This is a genomic window from Streptococcus porcinus (genome assembly GCF_901542335.1).
GTDB lineage: Bacteria > Bacillota > Bacilli > Lactobacillales > Streptococcaceae > Streptococcus > Streptococcus porcinus_A.
On record NZ_LR594036.1, the window covers coordinates 1,354,562 to 1,373,670 of the forward strand.

The following is a 19,109-nucleotide window of genomic DNA, read 5'->3' on the forward strand; positions in this document are numbered from 1 at the left end:
AGTTGCTATAAAGGCAGCTCATTTTAACGTTATTTAGAATATTTCATTCGTAACACTTTTTCTTGATTTTTAGACAACCTCAATAAGGTTACTACTCTATCAATGCTGATATTACTTTCTAAAAGCCGTTCAGCGGCCATCATCAAGCCATTATTCAATCCCATCTCAAGAATAGGATTTTTCTTATCATTCATATCAAAGATTACTTTATTATCTGGTAAATCAAAAAGAACTTTGACAGCACCAAAAAGTTGTTCGAAATTATCAATAGCTACATCGTAAACTGGTTTAATCCCAGGTTTCAAACTCCTCCCTCGATGATTAAACCACATGGAGTGCCATCCGCCATTGAAGGCCCCCATAACATCATTATCGTAAGAGTCCCCAACATATAATGTTGTTTGAGGATTCATACTAAACTGTTCTGCAGCAAGATTAAAAATTTCTTTTTCGGGTTTTTGGAAACCAGTGGCCTGACTGACAATAACACATTTTGGATCAACATAATCATAAAGTCCTAACTTTCTGACTTTTTTTAATTGATGTTCAGTTGGTCCATTGGTAATAATCCCCATAGGCACACCCTTAGATTTTAGAAAATCCAAAGTCATACGCATCTCATCCAACATAGTAATGTTTTCAAGTTCATGTTCATAAACTTCTTGAAAATAAGTTCCTTCTTCCTGCCTAATCTCTGGGTAACCAAATTCTAGCAAGGTTTCACGACAACGCCAAAACCTAAAATATTCTGTTGTCCACTCACCCGTCATAACACGCGGAAAGCCAATGTCAGAGTAATGGCGAAAACGGATGTAAGCTTGACTTATTGCAGCCATATTAAACTCTGGAAAACATTTTTCCATAGCTTTTCTATACGGTGCTTGCTGGTCATAGATTGTATCATCAACATCAAAAACAATGGCTGTAATCATAGATCTCTTTTCTTTCTGGGTAATATCTGTCATATTATACTATTTTCTTTTATGCTTTTCAATTATAGAAATAGTTGTGTGTGTCTGAAAGCTTGAGATTAGTCGATACCCAATAAGTTTTAGAAAACTACACTTAACCTTTAAGAAGACTGAAATAAGAATTTTTGCTTATTTCAGTCTTGACGTTATCGTTTTAATTATATTCAATAAGGCTCGATTTACTAAGAAAGTCCTATTTGCCTTAATTGGCTTGGTGTAAAAGTTCGCCCTTTAACGGCTTTTTTCTTATTTTAATATAAGAAATACGGCACTTTTTAATCTTCCTTGCAACTCAAAACACGTAAAAAGCACTAAAAAATAAAGATTTTTAGTCTTTTAATATTTTTATTTTACCCTGAACTATTCCAGCTCTTACCTTTATTAAGTAACGGTTTAAATCTCTGATTATCAATCAAATTAGATAATTGTATATCATCAAAATCTGAAAAAGATCTCGCATGATATCGTAAAGCTAACCGTCCAAGCTATTTCTCTCTGTTAGTTAAATGCCAATATCCTTGATATATTTATTTAAAAACAGAGACTAGCTTTCCTTTTACATAAATACAATATGCTATATATTCCTTCTTATTATTCTTTAGACTCATAATGTAGAATTGAGACGGATGATTTTTTATAAGTACTCTCAAATTTTAGCCTTGACTATTAAGTACAAGTGAAAAATCAAGATTTTAAATGTATAAAAAACAAAACATAAAATGCTAATAAATCAATCTTTCATGTTTTGCATTTTGAAATAAACTCTTTTGCAGTCCTCAAATTTCAAGTGAGGGTGTTGAAAAAAACTCCAACTGATAGTAGCAACTAATTGGAGTCAGTATTTGATAACCTCTACACTAAAAATAATTTTCAAGAAACACTTCATTATCTCTGATTTGCATACTTTTGAAATGAATATTTTTCTGTATATATGTATCATGACAAACTAATAGAACTGAACCAGGAAAATCCAGTAAAAAATCTTCAAATGCAGCTAATGAATTAATGTCAAGAAAATTAGTCGGTTCATCTAAAATAAGAAAATTCGAATTACTTAAAAGAGTCAAAGCGAGTTGCCCCTTCACTTGTTCTCCCCCAGAAAGATTTTTACACGGAATAAAAATTTTATCTTTTTTTAAGCCCAACATCGCTAATAAATTTATAATCAATCTCTCGTTTTGAATACTTATACTATAAATATTTTCAAAAAGAGACTTTTCCTTATTAAGTAAATCTAAATTTTGACTAAAGTAACCAATTTTTAAATCATTAGAAAAATATCCGTCAATATCTTTTTCCACTATACTTTTTAACAAAGTACTTTTTCCAGATTTATTTCTTCCTGTTAGTAGCCATCTTTCACCAAATTTCATTTTAATCATAGGTAACTTTAACTCTATAAATTTTGTTTTAAAATTACCTTCTTCTATTCGTATCAACGTTCTAGGAGAATTGTTTTCTAAGTGACCTATTGATTTAAATTTAATAAATGCTTGAGCAGGAATCTTAGGAGGTTCAGATAACCGACTTATCCTTTTTTCAATAGCTTTTGCAGACTTTGCAATAGCTTTTGCTTGACTATCATAACTCCCCATTTTTGAACGAACTTTCCAATCCGAGTTACTAACTTTTGAAGTTTTCTTCTTTGATATTTTTTGGGACCTGATCTTTTTATTTTCCAGTTCTTCAGTTAATCTTGCAACTTCATTTTTATAATGAGTCATCTCCCTCTCTAATTGTTTCCTCTTTTTATTCTTTTGGTCTTCAAATTCACTAAAATTTCCTACATAAGTCTCTATTTCACGTTCATCAATGAAAAATATTCTTTCGGGAATACAATCAAGTAAAAAGCGATCGTGACTAACAATAATAATTGTACCTTTGAATCTTAATAATTTATGAATTAGCCATTGAACATTTTCTTGATCCAAATGTGAAGTGGGCTCATCCAGAACTAACATTGATGGTGATAAGGAAAATGCTTTCTTTAATAGTCTCAGAGTTACTTCACCTCCAGACCCATCTTTCAATTCTTTTATTTGTGGAACATACGCTATATCACCTTTTCTGACTATTTCACCGCTATAGTCAGAGTCTTCATTGATAATCATTCTTAGCAATGTTGTTTTACCTGAACCATTAGCCCCTACTATGCCTATTCGTTCGCCTTGATAAACGGTTAAATCGGAAATATTAAATAATATTCGAGAGAAGATTTGTTTGCTAATATTTCTCAGTCGAATAGCTTCCATTTATTACTCCTCCTTAATTTAACTATTCCTCTGTATACAGTGAAGACTGCATTTCATATAACTCTTTATAGTATTCATCAGATTTCATCAATTCGCTATGTGACCCAATTGAATGAATCTTCCCTGATTTTAAAACGATAATCCTATCTGCAAACTTAACACTCGCCAATCGATGAGTGATATAAAAAACGGTCTTTCCTCTCGTCAAATGCAAAAAGTCTTGGAATAATTCATATTCTGCTTTGGCATCAATAGCTGCGGTTGGCTCGTCTAAAATGAGTATAGAAGCATTTGAAAAGAAAGCTCTCGATAATGCGATTTTTTGCCATTCTCCGCCTGACAACTCTTTTCCACCTTCGAATCTTTTGCCTAAAACCTGGTTTAATGGTAGTTTAGACGAGCTAAAACGCCCATTTTGAAGCGCTTTGTACAAATCTTCTTCTTCATATATTCTAGACAAATCAGATAATGCAACATTTTCCCTTAAAGGGATATCAAACTTCGAAAAGTCTTGAAAAATGGATGTTATATTTTTTCGATATTCTGTAAGATTACAACCTCTAATGGTTCTGCCGTTTACAAAGATGTCGCCAGTATAATTTGGATAGAAGCCACACAATAATTTGATGATAGTTGTTTTCCCAGCACCGTTTTCTCCAACAATTGCAGTTTTCTCTCCTTTGGAAATCTCAAAACAAATGTCGTCTAGGACCTTATCGGGAGCTTGAGGATAAGAAAAACTGATGTGTTTAAATTCAATAGATTGGATATCTGATGAATGTTCGATCAAACAATCTGTAGTGTCATAAACCATTTCATCGTCAATTTCTATGAAATCAAAAAACTTTTCCATATAAAGAAGTGTATCGTACAATAAAGAACTGTCTTCTATCAACCTAGCCATGCTATTTATGGAATAAATGATACTTGTTGAAAATACAAAAATCACACCAATTTTCAACTCTCCAGTCTGAATCTGATGGATAACATATGCAAACATCGCAAGAATAATGATACTGGTCAGCGTTATGAATAAGGTTGAATTGATAGATTTTTTCCTGCGATCTGTTTGTAGTTTCCCAGTAACCTGCATAAACGATTCTGTATATTTATTTATAAAAAATGAATAAAGATTATACAATCGTACATCTTTAATATGGTTGTTGCTCAAAAGAACTTGACTGTAGTAATCCAATTTACGAGATTCTTCGCTGTTTGACACAAGTGTTTCAAAGGCTTGCTGTTGGATCTTATAGGTAATCATTCCTTGGGGAATCAGCACAATTAACAACAAAATACTCACAAATATGTTGATAGAACTAACAAGCAATAGCATCGATCCGAACATAACTGTGTTGGAAATCAAACTAGTTCCAAATACTAATAAGTTAACTGGCCGCCAACTGGCTTCAGAACTGAGAAGTTGTATATCGTTATAAAATTCACTATCCTCGAAGTAACTGATACTCTGAAGTTTCTCTGATTTATACATCAAGTCCGTATTCAAACGATAGGTCAATAAATCCGTCATCTTCCCTTGAACCATCACAAGCAAAGGTGATATCAAATTATTGAGCAAGAAAGTCAAGCCCCAAGCTGTAACAAGTATCATAATTTCCCAGGAGTCCAAATAGGATATTTTATTTACAACTATGTTCGTTATTAAAATACTGATAGATGGAAGAATTGCTTGTATGGGGACCATTACTAGCATTAACAACATCACAAACTTAGAACTTTTCCAGATAAAGTTTAAACTTCTAATATACAATTTCAGATACTCATACATTCTCTTCATACCTTACCATGCCTTCCTTGATACAAGTTCAGACTAGAGTAATCTCTAGTCTGAATCGCAAGTGTATACATTTAACTCCAAATTTTTAACTAAAAATAAGCAACTCGGACAAAATTCTAATTAGCCTGATCTGATAATTGGGTTTCTTCAGCTCTGAAACTCCAATTAAATGGCATGCAATAGGTTTTATATAACCTAATAATTTCACTATTCTCTATGCTAGACTGCTCTAGAACACAGTATCTATCTCGCATAGCGCCACCTTGATCCTGAAGAACACATTTTTGATATGGCTCTAAAGTAAATAAGGTAAATTTATTTCCAAACTCGTCAAATTCAAAAACTTCAACGGATTTATCATATGAATAATAAGTATCTAAGTTATTTGCAATACATTCAATAGTAACTTGATTTTTACCTGTCCAACAACTTGTTCTATATTTTGCTCCTGCTTCAATTGTCTGATGAGACGGAATAACATGGACATGTCCAAAATGTACTGGAACTACGCCCTTGATTGTCAGCTCCAAGCAAAATTGACTTTCTGGTGCAAGCCTATAAATATTCTGATATGAATCAGCAATCTCTACAAATGAACTATTTGTATCGACTAAGGCATCTGCACCAAGCACCATCCCAGCTTCAAGCTGATGAGTCTCATCTTGAAATTTTACAGTAGCTCCATCCCCACTAACATATTTTACAATACATGGATTACTTCCTTTGTGAAAATCTCCAAACTTCATGTAGTGGCGTTCATGATTCCCAATATCATTAAGACTAGTGTATAAACCAACAATTTTTTTTCATTATTATTCCTCCTATTTTTTTAAAATGTACACACTTCCTAATATATAATAAACTGCCTTTCCAGCATCAAGTCCACTAGAATTGTTTTGTTTTTGAACTCTCACTTCATATTAATGTTATCTTTATGGAATGATTATTTGTAAAATTTAGATTACTAATTTTAACGTTACTTAATAACAAAAAGGTTAACAATTTATGAAATAAACGACTTTACTTCATAATGTTAATCTCTTTTGATTTTTCTGATTTTATTGTATCATCTATATTCCTATCAGTCAAACGCTTTCATGCTATTTTAACTTTTTTTTATTTTTATTCTTATATAAGGATTCATGTGGTTTGTTGAACTAAATGGTTTATAATAAAACAAATAACAAGAAGGCTAATTAGAATAAAAATAGTGATAAGAAGAAATTAAGGGTGTTTCTAAATTTATTGCTATCTGTGACAATTTCCCAGCTCATAGCCGCCATTAACAGGATCGCCAAAATAACAGAATTAAATTTAATCATGTACTCTCCTTTCTCAGTAGACTCTATCTTTGTTCACACAAACGCTAAGACCTTGAACAAAGAATAACTCCAGTTTTCTTTGATTTCTTACTCAGCCAAGTATGAAATACCTTCGCCTATCACTTCTGCATCAGCTTTAGGAACATTAAGTCCAGAAGGTCTCTTCACAAGATAGATAGGTTTGGAGTTCCCATTTAGTATTGCCGCTTCAAATAAATGTGTTACTTTCAAATCCGTTCCCAAACAGATTTCTGCAAAATCATTTTCATGCTCTGGTTCTCACTGAAAGACTTTTGGATTACTTTCTTCAAGTTGATCAACTAGTTTGTAAGTATTACCAACAGAAATATTTCGCTTATCGACACTGTTATACCATATTGAAAATTCTGGAATAACTTGTAGAATGTTTTCTTGCGTAACAGCTAGATCAACCTCTTCTCCAGCATCATAAGCATTTAATTCATTGTGCATTTCTGGTGTAATAACATTTGCCTCATGTGTTACTTTTAGGTTTTTTATGGTACGGTATTAAATCTTAGGTGTTCTCCACTTTGTCTTACTTCAATATGTTCTGGAATAACCTCGATCTTTTCTTGAGTTTCCTGTTCTTTCACTTCCTTATTGATAGTATTTCTTTTTCATCTCCAAAATCAATTCCAATCTTTGCCATTTTACTCTTTTATAATCTTGTTTCTTAGCTTTACGATCAGTCAAACCTAAAGTAAATAGAGTAGTTCTCATAATAATCACACTGATATTTTCTTTTGAACTTGTGTGAGGGAGGCTTGCACCATATCCTTTATGTTCTACCGTTTGTTTACCGCTAATTTTGTATGATACTGTTGTTACTCTTGTTTGATTTTGTTTTGATCCAGCAACAACATAATCAATAATCTTACCTGATTAATCAAAAACAGGGGATGCTGTATTACCTTAAGCCTCTATAGCTTGGCGCTTAGCTTCTAAATTCAGATTGACATTTCACATTCATTTGAGCGTTATAACAAGCTAACAAGTCTTCTAAACAGCTTTCTTCTTATTACAGATGATCTTTAATTCAGACAATTGTCTTTGAGACAATTGATTAGCTTCTTTCGCTTTTATTAGTTTTATCGCTTTGTTACGACCACATCCTAAACTACTGGCTAAGTCTTCAATAGCATAAATAATAATTTTGCTTCAACTTTTAGTTTGCTGTAGTATTTTGTACCAATAATAACTTTAAGTAGTTGATGAAAATTATCGCAGTTTAGGGCCTGTTCTAACGAAATTCTTCCATACGCCATTATCTGACCTCTCCTACTTTTAACGTCATTCCACCTGGTTCAGGAAACTTAATCAAATTGAATTTCTTAAGCTCTCTGACAGACTCTTCACCTTTAGATCGTGACCGTTCAGTATCATTCATCAAAGAAATAAAAACCATATTTCTTAACTGCCTTTATCTAGTTCGTGTTTTTTTCTTTCTTGAATTCATAAAATAATTTCCTTTCTGAGACAAAAAAGTAAAAACCAATAAGAGAACATTTTCTCGTTCTCTTAAATTTATTTGATATTTTTCTATTTCTCAAAACTCTGGACAATTCAACAGTCTAATCACCCTTTCTATGACACGATTTGTAGGGAAATTAGGCTGTATTATAAAGTCTTTTTATGTTACAATATAGGGGAAAACTTATTGGAGGAACTCATGTCAAATCAACATACTGAAGAATTAAATGACCAAGAGATTGTTCGTCGTGAAAAAATGATGGCGCTAGCTGAAAAAGGCATCGATCCGTTCGGAAAACGTTTCGAACGTACTGCTAATTCTGGTCAATTAAAAGCAAAATATGCAGAAAAAACTAAAGAAGACTTACATGACCTTAACGAAACAGCTATTATTGCTGGCCGCTTAATGACCAAACGTGGTAAAGGTAAAGTCGGTTTTGCACACATCCAAGACCGTGAAGGGCAAATTCAAATCTACGTTCGTAAAGATGCTGTCGGTGAAGAGAATTATGATATCTTCAAAAAAGCTGATTTAGGTGATTTTCTTGGTGTCGAAGGTGAGGTTATGCGTACTGATATGGGTGAATTATCCATTAAAGCAACACATCTAACACATTTATCAAAATCACTACGCCCACTTCCCGAGAAGTTCCATGGCTTAACTGATATTGAAACCATTTATCGTAAACGTCATTTAGATTTAATTTCAAATCGTGAAAGCTTTAACCGCTTTGTTACTCGCTCAAAAATTATCTCTGAAATCCGTCGTTACCTAGATAGTAAAGACTTCTTAGAGGTTGAAACGCCTGTTCTTCATAATGAAGCTGGTGGGGCAGCGGCGCGACCATTTATTACACATCATAATGCTCAAAATATTGATATGGTTCTTCGTATTGCCACAGAATTACACTTGAAACGTCTGATTGTTGGTGGCATGGAACGCGTTTATGAAATTGGCCGTATCTTCCGTAATGAAGGTATGGATGCTACTCATAACCCCGAATTCACTTCAATTGAAGTTTATGAAGCTTATGCGGATTTTCAAGACATCATGAACCTTACTGAAGGTATTATCCAACATGCTGCAAAAGCAGTTACTGGAGATGGTCCAATTGATTATCAAGGGCAAATGATTCACATTAATGAACCTTTTAAACGTCTTCACATGGTTGATGCTATTAAAGATGTTACTGGTATTGATTTCTGGAAAGAAATGTCCTTTGACGACGCTCGTGCCTTAGCTCAAGAGAAACACGTTCCTCTTGAAACACATTTCACTACTGTTGGTCATATTATTAATGCTTTCTTTGAAGAATTTGTTGAAGAAACATTGATTCAGCCGACATTCGTTTATGGTCACCCTGTTGAAGTTTCACCATTAGCCAAAAAAAATGCTGAGGATGCACGTTTTACTGATCGTTTCGAACTATTTATCGTTACCAAGGAATATGCTAATGCCTTTACTGAATTAAACGATCCTATTGATCAATTATCACGTTTTGAAGCACAGGCACAAGCAAAAGAATTGGGAGATATTGAAGCAACTGGTATTGACTACGATTATGTTGAAGCCTTAGAATACGGAATGCCCCCAACTGGTGGTCTTGGAATTGGAATTGATAGACTATGTATGCTTCTTACCAATACCACATCAATTCGTGATGTCCTTCTTTTCCCAACCATGAAATAAGCAGTATTTATCAAGTGTAAGCTTGATAAATACTTTTTTTTGGTTTATAGTGGAATTATAAAAATGGAGGCGCTTTCAAATGAAAACTTTACGCTTTACTCTATTAGGAAATCCTTCTATCCATCTAGACAATCAAGAAATCTTTTTCGCGTTTGCAAAAATCAATGCCCTACTCTATTATTTGGTTATAAATGAAACTGCTAACCGTGATGAAATAGCAGGTATTTTATGGGAAGATAAGGATAATAGGACAGCTAAAAAAAATCTTCGAAACTCTATTTATCAAGTTAATAAAATATTAGGTGATAATTATATTATCAGCCCAAATAGAACACTTTTGATGTTTAATCCTGATTTGCAAGTCGTAAGTGATGTCCATTATTTTTTAAAAAAACCACTAAACAATTTAGGGCTTTATAAAGGTCAATTTTTACAGAATTTCTACTTGAAGGGCAACGAAACTTTTGATTTGTGGCTAACAAAAATGAGGGCTCACTTGGAGCAAATTTATATTAAATCATGCTATCAGCAGATTGACATACTGATGACACAAAATAGGATTGAAGAAATTGAAGAGAGACTTCAAGGTCTTATTGCCATTGATGAATTTGAAGAAAAGAATTATCAATTGTTAATGAAAGTCTACCAGAAGCATCATCGCTATGGAAAAGTTATCGAAACTTATTATAAATTAGCCAACCTCCTTGATGTTGAGCTTGGAATTACCCCAAATGATGCAACCCAAGCTATTTATGAAGAGGTTATTGCTAAAGATCGCAATCAACAGAAAATCAAACAATTTCTCAAAACAACTAATGATTTTATTGGACGACTTGACGTTATTAAAGAATTAGAAACTTTTTTTAACTCAGTTTATAAAGAAAAAAAGTCGCACACTATGATTTTAATAGGAGGAACCGGCATTGGAAAACGGACAGTAACACGACAAGTCCTATCAAACCAGATCAATCATTATCAAATCGTTACCTCAGAATGTTTTCAAGGTGAACCTAAACAGTCCTTACAGATTTTAAAAGACATCTTTGAAAGTTTGAAGGACCTTATATTACAATATCAATTGATGTCCCTTAATCAATGGAAAAGGGCTTATGAAACCTTTTTCCCAAACTATTTTCTCAAAGATTCTCATCTAAGTACTCCTATTTTCCCAGCAGACCTTTTTACAAGCTTTATGATTGATATATTAAAAAAAATATCTCGTCAAAAAGCAACTGTTCTTCTTATTGAAGACATTCATTGGATTACACCTGAAGCTCTTACACTTTTGCAAACACTTGTCAACCATCTTGAAGATGATCCTATCGCTTTTATTTTTACCCAAAATCTCAATTCGAACCCTCACTTAGACCAATTTTTTAATCATTTAGTCAATCGAAAAAAGGTTGATATTATCAAAATTAAGGAACTTTCTGAAAAAGAAAGCTTAACCTATCTAGAACAAAAATTAGCAGGTCTAAATCCTCCTTGCAAGGACTATCAACGTATCTACCAATGGAGTGAAGGAAATCCTTTCTTTTTATCTGAATATGTTAACCAATATTTAAAAGGTCAAAAATTTTCTATTTTGACACCTGCTATAGAAGCAAAACTGTCTTTAAAATTAAAACAAGTCAATAGCCATGAAGAAGAATTACTCTGCTACCTTTCTTGTTTCCAAAACGCTGCCAGTATTTCAATACTCTCAGAAATTATGAATCTCCCTTTAGCATTGACTATTTCTCTTGTTGAAACGCTTTGTAACAAACAAATCATCAAAGAAATCTTCAATGGTGACGAAGTTACCCTTATTTTCAAACAAAAATTATTAGCTCATTACTGTTATCAGAAAATGTCAGTAGCTAAAAGACGACTCTTACATGCTCAAATTGCCAAACAACTTGAAAACATGATGCAAAATACACAGTTTAGTGCTGAACAATTCGAAGAAATTGCTTTCCATTTTCAGGAAGCTAAAGAACCGGTGCAAGCTTTACAGCATCAATTGAATCGATTAGAGGCTATTCTCCAATTTCAGCATGAACTCTTCCCAATCTATTCGCAAAACCCAATGGAAGCTGACTGTATTGATGGAAAGCGACACCTTCTAATTCAAACACAGTTTAATACGATTCATCAAGTCATCCAACAACTAAGCTCCAAATTCGAACCGGTTAAATCATTTCAGGAATCCCTGATACGCTTTTTGTACATAGAGGGTTGTTATCTTATTCGGATCGGACAATACCAAAAAGGGATTACTAATATCCAAAAAGTCATTTCAGCTGCTACAGAATGGCATCACACGCACTATCTCTTAGAAAGTTATCGGCAAATTATCCATTACTGTATCCAAGTAGAAAATATTTCAGAAATGAAATACTATACTGAGCTTGCTTTAGATGCTGCTGTCAGTGCCAATAATTATGAAGCAATAGCTATCCAATTGAGACTTAGCGGACTATATTTTTTAATGATGGGTCACATCCCAAAGGCAAGTCAATACCTTAACCAATCAATTAGCTTCTTTAGTCTAACAAGTGCTTTACAATCAAAATATGCTATTCAAATTGCTGCGGCTTATGACTATTTAGCTGAAATAGAGCAAATCCAGGGAAACCTTGCAAAAGCTATTGACTTTCAGAATAGAGCTATTCAACTCAGTCAAAACAAACGAAGTCGCACATCAGTCATTTCATTTTATATAAGTCTAGGAATTTCCTACTATCAATCGGGAGAAATTGATAAAGCTGAATCCATTTTAATAAATGCTAAAGAAGGGTTACAATCACTCAGATTCCCTTGGAAAGAAGTTCAATTAGAGGTCTACCTCGCCCTTATTAATTGTGAAAAAGGAAATTACAAACCATTAATTGATCTTATTAATAAAAAAGAAGAATTGATGGCACGCTACTCTAATCCCAGGGATAAGGGGATGATTTATTATATCATGGCCTTAACTAAGGCAAAGATCAACTCAGGTAAACTGAACTGTCTAGAGCTCAGTAATCTCCTAAAGGGAGAACTCTCTTACTACTTAGAACTTGCAAAAAATCATTTAAATCCTTGTCGGGATCGTCAGCATATCAAGGAGTTAGAGCGTTTAGAAAAAATGATAAGTCACAAAAACATCTAGAACGTAAGATTCTAGATGTTTTTGTTTATTAATCCAAGGCCATCAAAGCATTTTGCGCTAAAATTTGTGTAATATAGAAGATAAAGGTCGCTGCTAAATGTGCCGTGTGATTATCAATATCATGCGGAGGGGAGACTTCAACAATGTCAAAACCAATTACTTTACCACTTGCCGCAATATGCTGTAGGAGAATCAAAGCTAGCTTAGGGTCCAATCCTAGTGATTGAATAGCACTAACCCCTGGAGCATTTGCTGAGGAGAAACAATCCATATCAATAGTCAGGTATAAGTATTTTTGGTCTGCTAAAAAAGAATCAATCTGATGACAAACTTCTTTATAACCCATTTGGTAAATATCTTGACCTGTTAGAAATGATATTCCTTTTGATTTGGCCACAAAATCAAATAGAAACAGATTATTATTATGTTCTTGTATTCCTAATACTAAATAGGGGAAGGTATGATTAAGAGTTAAGGCATAGTCAAACATTTGTCTAAAGCCAGTACCTGAGTTAGGTCCAGTTTGATCATAAGGTCTCAAATCAAAGTGAGCGTCAATATTAACAACAGCAAGCTGCTCCTTAGGGGCAATCGACGATTGCAGACCAAGATAATGCCCGTAGGCTGTGCCGTGACCACCACCTAAGACAATAGGGAATATATTGAGTGCTTTCATTCGCTTAATTGCTTTGGCTAAGCTTTCCTGCATTTGTTCTAATGAACGATTGGGAGCATCAATATCACCAACATCATAAAGCTGAACATTCTGACCGAAATGCCAAGGTAATTTAGCCAGTTGCTGCCTGATGGCATTGGGTCCTTCAACTGCTCCTACGCGTCTATGGTTAATATAAACGCCTTTATCACTTTTAAAACCAATAATACCAAAATGTACTCCCTCAAAGGGCTTTAATGACTTATCATTTAAATCTAAAAATTTAATTAACATTCCCCATTTAGCATTATAAAGATTATCATCATCTATGCTTCTATGATAATAGCTATGCATTAATGGAAAGTAATCAGTTAACATACCTACTCCTCTCTTATCTCTATTTTAATGAAATAGAAACTGAAAATAATGAAAAGCCTCCTTTTTTGCTAGTTGTCTATTAGTTCCACTTCTGCTAACCAGTTATTCGAACCTAAAAAGTAAGATCTCAAAAACCTAGACATTATTAAACTCTTAACTTTATTACACATGCAAGATCCTAATCTATCACAACCGCCGTTTTCTTAGTATTGAATTGATAGCTCTACTTGTGCTTCAATGGCTCCTAAGAAAGCCTCCTCTTCAATGATTGCACTTGCTTTATTTAGCTCATCATAAATTTCAATGTCTTTATCGTGTTCGATAAAGTTGACTTCTTTACGGAATAAATCGTAAGCAATCTGAGTACCTTTACCAAGTTTATGGTTTTCAGGTTTGAGATCAAGGGCTTGGCAGGCCGCCATGATTTCAGTAGCCACAATACGACGTGAATTTTTAAGGATTTCACCAGCTTTCCGAGCAGCCGTTGTCCCCATGCTGACAAAATCTTCTTGATTTTCACAAGACGGGATAGAATCGACACTTGCTGGGTGTGCCAAAACCTTATTTTCAGAAGCAAGAGAGGCACAAGCATACTGAGTAATCATAAATCCTGAATTGAGACCAGGATATTTAACAAGGAAGGACGGCAATTTGCTGAGTTGGCTGTTAACCAAACGTTCCACACGCCGTTCAGAAACATTTCCAATCTCAGAAAGGGCAATGCCTAAGAAGTCAAATGGCTGTGCCATTGGTTCTCCATGGAAGTTACCCCCTGAAATAACGTGACCATCTTTACAGATAATTGGGTTATCTGTGACAGAATTGATTTCAATGTCAACTTTGGATTTCACATAGGCAATGCTATCTTTGCTAGCCCCATGAATTTGCGGAATGCAACGTAAGGTGTAGGGGTCTTGCACGCGTGATTGGGTGGCTACAGTTGTGTTTTTGCTACCTTCTAGGAGATTTCTGATATTACGAGCTGTTACCAACTGACCACTTTGTGGACGTATGGTGTGTAAGTTTTCTTCAAAGGGGCTAGTAATTCCGTTATGCACTTCAAGAGAAAGGGCACCAGCTAGGTCTGACAATTTCAATAATTGAATGGCATCATAGGTTGCAAGGGCACCAATACCAGTCAGAACAGTTGTTCCGTTGATAAGAGCTAAGCCCTCTTTGGCGGCTAAAGAAATCTTGTCAATACCAGCTTTATCAAGAGCTTCTTGACTAGAAAGGAGTTCTCCCTTATAGTAAGCCTTACCAAGTCCAAGCATAGGAAGTACCATATGAGCAAGGGGAGCCAAATCTCCTGAAGCTCCAAGTGAGCCTTTTTCAGGAATATAAGGATGGACTCCTTTATTGAGTAGCTCTACTAATTTTTCAATAGTAGACAGGCGGATACCTGAGTACCCTTTAACTAGTGAATTGATACGGATAAGCATGATTGCACGTACAGCGTCTTCTGGTAGTGGATTCCCAAAACCGCTAGCATGAGTACGAATCAGATTTTCTTGAAGTTGAATTGTATCCTCTGGTGAGATGCTGACATTACAGAGTGAGCCAAAACCAGTTGTCACTCCGTAGACCACACGTTTTTCACTGACAATGTCATCAACAATTTTACGAGAGGCATTAACATCTTGCTTTGCAGATTCTGCAATTTGACATTTTTCTCCTTTCCTAGCAATAGCTACCACGTCATCTAATGTTAAACTTTTTCCGTCTAAAATGATAGTTTTAGTCATAACCATACTCCTCATTGAATTATTCTACAATCGGTTTCACACGTTTTTTACGCCCATGCATAAAATAATAAACACTACTTGAAATAATGACCCCTATTAAGCCGTAGAGGACATTCTTAGGATTATCCCCAATAATCATGATTAAACTAATGACAACCGCTATAATTGGAATGATGGGGCCAAATGGAATGCGGAAAATAAGGTTTGCATCGGGTTCCATTTTTCGAAGCTTAATAACTGCTAAGGCAGTAGGAATATACTGGAAGAAACGGAAAACAACACTTAAATTTGCCAAGGTTTGGAAGGTACCTGTAAGTAAGAGGACAATCGCTATACCACTTGAAATCATGATGGCAACAACTGGTGCAGCTTTTTTATTTTCTTTTGAAATTATTGTCGGCAATAAGCCCTCATTTGCTATCGCGGCACCATAACGGGGAACCATGATTGATTCTCCCATATTTAGACCTGTAATTGAAATTAAAGCACCAATCGAAACTAACCACGCTCCTGCAGGACCAATCATTTTGACAAAAGCATCTTGTACAGGCGCGTTAGTATTCATAATCTCTGACCCAAGCATAGCAATTGTTCCGCCAATAATCAACATGTAAAGGACCGAAACTATACTAATTGAACCAAGTATTGCACGCGGAACGTTTTTTTCTGGCTGACGCATTTCTCCTGCTACAATTGATAAGGTTTCAAATCCAATAAAACCGTAAAAAATATAAACTGCTGTCCCAGATATGGCACTAAACAAACTTTTATTCTCTGCTAGCTGAACAAACGGGGTAAAGTTTGGTAGCCCTTTTTGCAAGAAAAAAATAGTACAGATTGAAAAGGCAACTATTGGAATCAATTTAGCAATCGTTGCAGTAATGGTTAAAAGCTTAGATGTCTTTAAACCGGCAATATTCATAAGAGAAAGAAAAATAACCAGACCTATTGAAAGAGGAACATTCCAGCCTTCGAATGCAGGAAAGGTAATAATAAACATTTTAGCAAAACCCGCTGCCATAGCTGCCCAAGCAAAAATAGTAACGGCCCAGCCTAGAAAACCAACATTAAAGCCAATAAAATCGCCAAAAGCTCGTTTAGAATATTGGAAAGCGCCGCCATTCTTCCCAAAATAACCAGAAACTTCTGCAAAACAGATAGCAAGCATTATGGTTAAGATTGCTGTTGCTAACATAACAGCAATTGAGGCGGGTCCTAAGCCTTTATAAATTTCTTGAGGTAAGAGAAAAATACCTGAGCCAATGACAGCATTGATACCATACAAGGTTGCACCGCTTAAGCTAAACTTAGCATCTTCTCTCTCTTGTTTCGTCATTTTATTTGAATCCATAATAATGCTCCTCCTTAAGAGCCTTTAATCATGTAACCCGAATCCTTTTTATAAGATAAACCCGCCCAAATTGCTATAACTTTTGAACACGGTTTTAAAGGTGATAATTCCAACTTGTTATGGGGTGATGGAGAGCCATTTTGTATGACTAGTAGATGATTAGTCTTAAGCAAATATGCTCGTTGACCATCAACGGTACAAGTTATATCACATAACGTGTAGACCATTTGCGTAGTCATACTACTGCAGATAGAACTCGTCGTTTTGTGAACAGCCTCCATCTGTCCCAAATAGTTATCATTGTAAATTAAATTAATATCTGTGCATTGTCCATAACTCTTGATTTTGTCACAACCCTCAAAAGAAAAAGTTTCAAAAGGGTTAAGTTTCGTGATTTCATGTGTCTCTACATTAAAGAGAGACATTGACCTATCAAGAGTCATAATAAGTCTGTGGTAGCCCCTTAAGTCTGAGAAGTTTGTTTCTAGTAGTGAAACTGTTGCTGATGACAAGCGAAAATCAAAATTTTTTTCGCGGTATGAGCTGCTCTTAGGGAAAATATATAATTCTTTTGTTTTTCCCCCAGACCATTTAGAAACTGAATAGGATTGTGATTTTAGAATACTAATATCTTTCATAAACTCTATTTTAAAATAAACCAGTGATATTGCCTTGATCATCAATATCAATTTTTTCACTAGCTGGCTCTTTTGGTAAGCCAGGCATAGTCATCACAGCCCCAGTTAGAGCTACAATAAAACCTGCACCTGCTGAAACTTTAAGCTTTGAAATTGTAATTGTAAAATCTTTAGGCGCACCAAGCATTTTAGCATTATCCGAGAATGAATATTGAGTTTTAGCCATACAAATAGGATAAGAACCAAATCCTAGCCTTTCAAGTTCAGCCATCTCTTTCTTGGCAGTTGCCGTTAAGGAGATACCTTTTCCACCATAAATCTTTGTCACAATCTTAGTTAATTTTGTCTCTATGGAGTCATCTTCATGATATACAAAAGCGAATTGATTCTCTTTTTCTGAAAGTTCAACTACTTTTTCAGCTAATTCCCGGCCACCTGCTCCACCATTTGCCCAAACATCAGAAATCACAACTTCAACACCTCGTTTATCGCAGGCGTCATAGACAGCTTGCAATTCACCATCAGTATCAAGTGGAAACTTATTAATAGCAACAACAACAGGGAGACCGTAGACATATTGAATATTTTCTAAATGCTTGTCCAAGTTTGGTAGCCCTTTAAGCACTGCCTCAACATTTTCAGTTCCTAAATCTGCTTTTTGAACACCACCATGCATCTTCAATGCCCTAATTGTTGCTACAAGTACGACAGCTGAAGGACGGATACCTGATAAACGGCATTTAATATCAATAAATTTTTCAGCACCTAGATCAGCACCAAAGCCCGCTTCAGTTACCGTATAATCAGCATATTTCATGGCTAGCTTAGTCGCAAGAACACTATTACAACCATGGGCGATATTAGCAAATGGGCCACCATGAATTAATGCAGGAGTATGTTCTAAAGTCTGTACGATATTAGGGTGAATGGCCTCTTTTAATAAGGCAGCCATAGCTCCAGCAGCTTTTAAATCACCTGCTGTAACTGGTTCTCCCTTGTAGTCATAACCGATAATAATTTTTTCAAGACGCGCTTTTAAATCTGAGATAGATTCGGATAAACAAAGAATAGCCATAATTTCAGAGGCAACCGTAATATCATAGCCGTCTTCACGAGGAACACCATTAATTTTTCCTTGTAAGCCATTAACAATATGTCGCAACTGACGGTCATTCATATCTACCACACGTTTCCAGGTAATACGACGAGTGTCAATCCCTAAGCTATTGCCATGATGGATATGATTGTCAATTAAAGCGGCTAATAAATTATTTGCTGCACCAATAGCATGGAAGTCTCCTGTGAAATGTAAATTAATATCTTCCATTGGCACAACTTGAGCATGGCCACCTCCAGCGGCACCACCTTTAATACCAAATACTGGACCTAACGAAGGTTCACGCAAAGCAATAACTGCTTTTTTACCAATCTGAGAAAGAGCATCTACCAGACCAACTGAGGTTGTGGTCTTTCCTTCACCAGCTGGTGTTGGTGAAATAGCTGTTACTAAAATCAGTTTCCCATCTTTCTTATCCTTCAAAGTTTGTAACTGATGTGCATTAATTTTTGCCTTGTACTTACCATAAAGTGTGATATCATTCTCATCAATCCCTAAATTTTGAGCAACATCAACAATTGGTTTCATTTCAACTGAACTAGCAATTTCTATATCTGAAATAACCATG

15 protein-coding genes are annotated in these 19,109 nt (G+C 34.9%); 2 read left to right on the forward strand and 13 right to left on the reverse strand.

Annotated elements, in window-relative coordinates; all coding sequences use genetic code 11:
- Positions 1-29: 29 nt before the first annotated feature.
- The 8 genes from FGK96_RS06485 to FGK96_RS06510 form a co-directional block, all read right to left on the reverse strand.
- Positions 30-932: an HAD family hydrolase gene (locus FGK96_RS06485; RefSeq protein WP_138083513.1), complete on the reverse strand. Its 903-nt coding sequence runs from the start codon at positions 930-932 to the stop codon at positions 30-32.
- Between the two features lie 896 nt (positions 933-1,828).
- Entirely contained in the window at positions 1,829-3,223 is a 1,395-nt protein-coding gene (locus FGK96_RS10585; RefSeq protein ID WP_138082422.1) for an ATP-binding cassette domain-containing protein, read from the reverse strand.
- A 22-nt stretch (positions 3,224-3,245) separates the two neighbouring features.
- On the reverse strand, positions 3,246-4,835 hold the full coding sequence (locus tag FGK96_RS06495) for an ABC transporter ATP-binding protein (protein WP_232045808.1): 1,590 nt from the start codon (positions 4,833-4,835) through the stop codon (positions 3,246-3,248).
- A 302-nt stretch (positions 4,836-5,137) separates the two neighbouring features.
- Complete coding sequence (locus FGK96_RS06500) at positions 5,138-5,767, reverse strand: hypothetical protein (RefSeq protein WP_003083881.1); 630 nt, start codon at positions 5,765-5,767, stop codon at positions 5,138-5,140.
- 663 nt (positions 5,768-6,430) lie between these two features.
- Entirely contained in the window at positions 6,431-6,574 is a 144-nt protein-coding gene (locus FGK96_RS10485) for a hypothetical protein (RefSeq protein WP_172601607.1), read from the reverse strand.
- Positions 6,575-6,622: 48 nt separating this feature from the next.
- On the reverse strand, positions 6,623-6,814 hold the full coding sequence (locus FGK96_RS06505; protein ID WP_003085091.1) for a hypothetical protein: 192 nt from the start codon (positions 6,812-6,814) through the stop codon (positions 6,623-6,625).
- 147 nt (positions 6,815-6,961) lie between these two features.
- The gene (locus FGK96_RS10650) at positions 6,962-7,084 is read right to left on the reverse strand and encodes a hypothetical protein (RefSeq protein ID WP_269472112.1); all 123 of its coding nucleotides are present in this window, start codon (positions 7,082-7,084) and stop codon (positions 6,962-6,964) included.
- 404 nt (positions 7,085-7,488) lie between these two features.
- Complete coding sequence (locus FGK96_RS06510; protein WP_232036533.1) at positions 7,489-7,629, reverse strand: replication initiator protein A; 141 nt, start codon at positions 7,627-7,629, stop codon at positions 7,489-7,491.
- Positions 7,630-8,033: 404 nt separating this feature from the next.
- Between FGK96_RS06510 and lysS the strand changes: the two genes are divergently transcribed.
- Together lysS and FGK96_RS06520 are read left to right on the forward strand one after the other, a co-directional pair.
- Positions 8,034-9,524, forward strand: coding sequence for a lysine--tRNA ligase (gene lysS / locus FGK96_RS06515; protein WP_003084276.1), 1,491 nt, complete (start codon positions 8,034-8,036; stop codon positions 9,522-9,524).
- 79 nt (positions 9,525-9,603) lie between these two features.
- Positions 9,604-12,657, forward strand: a complete 3,054-nt coding sequence (locus FGK96_RS06520) for a BTAD domain-containing putative transcriptional regulator (RefSeq protein ID WP_138082426.1) — start codon at positions 9,604-9,606, stop codon at positions 12,655-12,657.
- A 28-nt stretch (positions 12,658-12,685) separates the two neighbouring features.
- On the opposite strand, the gene hutG is transcribed toward FGK96_RS06520, so the two are convergent.
- The 5 genes from hutG to FGK96_RS06545 all read right to left on the reverse strand — a co-directional run bounded on the left by hutG (position 12,686) and on the right by FGK96_RS06545 (position 19,108).
- The gene (gene hutG / locus FGK96_RS06525; RefSeq protein WP_138082428.1) at positions 12,686-13,690 is read right to left on the reverse strand and encodes a formimidoylglutamase; all 1,005 of its coding nucleotides are present in this window, start codon (positions 13,688-13,690) and stop codon (positions 12,686-12,688) included.
- 203 nt (positions 13,691-13,893) lie between these two features.
- Positions 13,894-15,435: a histidine ammonia-lyase gene (gene hutH / locus FGK96_RS06530; RefSeq protein WP_138082430.1), complete on the reverse strand. Its 1,542-nt coding sequence runs from the start codon at positions 15,433-15,435 to the stop codon at positions 13,894-13,896.
- Between the two features lie 19 nt (positions 15,436-15,454).
- On the reverse strand, positions 15,455-16,786 hold the full coding sequence (locus tag FGK96_RS06535; RefSeq protein WP_138082432.1) for an APC family permease: 1,332 nt from the start codon (positions 16,784-16,786) through the stop codon (positions 15,455-15,457).
- A gap of 14 nt (positions 16,787-16,800) precedes the next feature.
- Positions 16,801-17,424 carry a HutD family protein gene (locus tag FGK96_RS06540; RefSeq protein ID WP_138082434.1) on the reverse strand — a complete coding sequence of 208 codons (624 nt, stop codon included), beginning with the start codon at positions 17,422-17,424 and terminating at the stop codon, positions 16,801-16,803.
- A gap of 10 nt (positions 17,425-17,434) precedes the next feature.
- Positions 17,435-19,108, reverse strand: a complete 1,674-nt coding sequence (locus tag FGK96_RS06545; protein WP_138082436.1) for a formate--tetrahydrofolate ligase — start codon at positions 19,106-19,108, stop codon at positions 17,435-17,437.
- Position 19,109 lies beyond the last annotated feature (1 nt).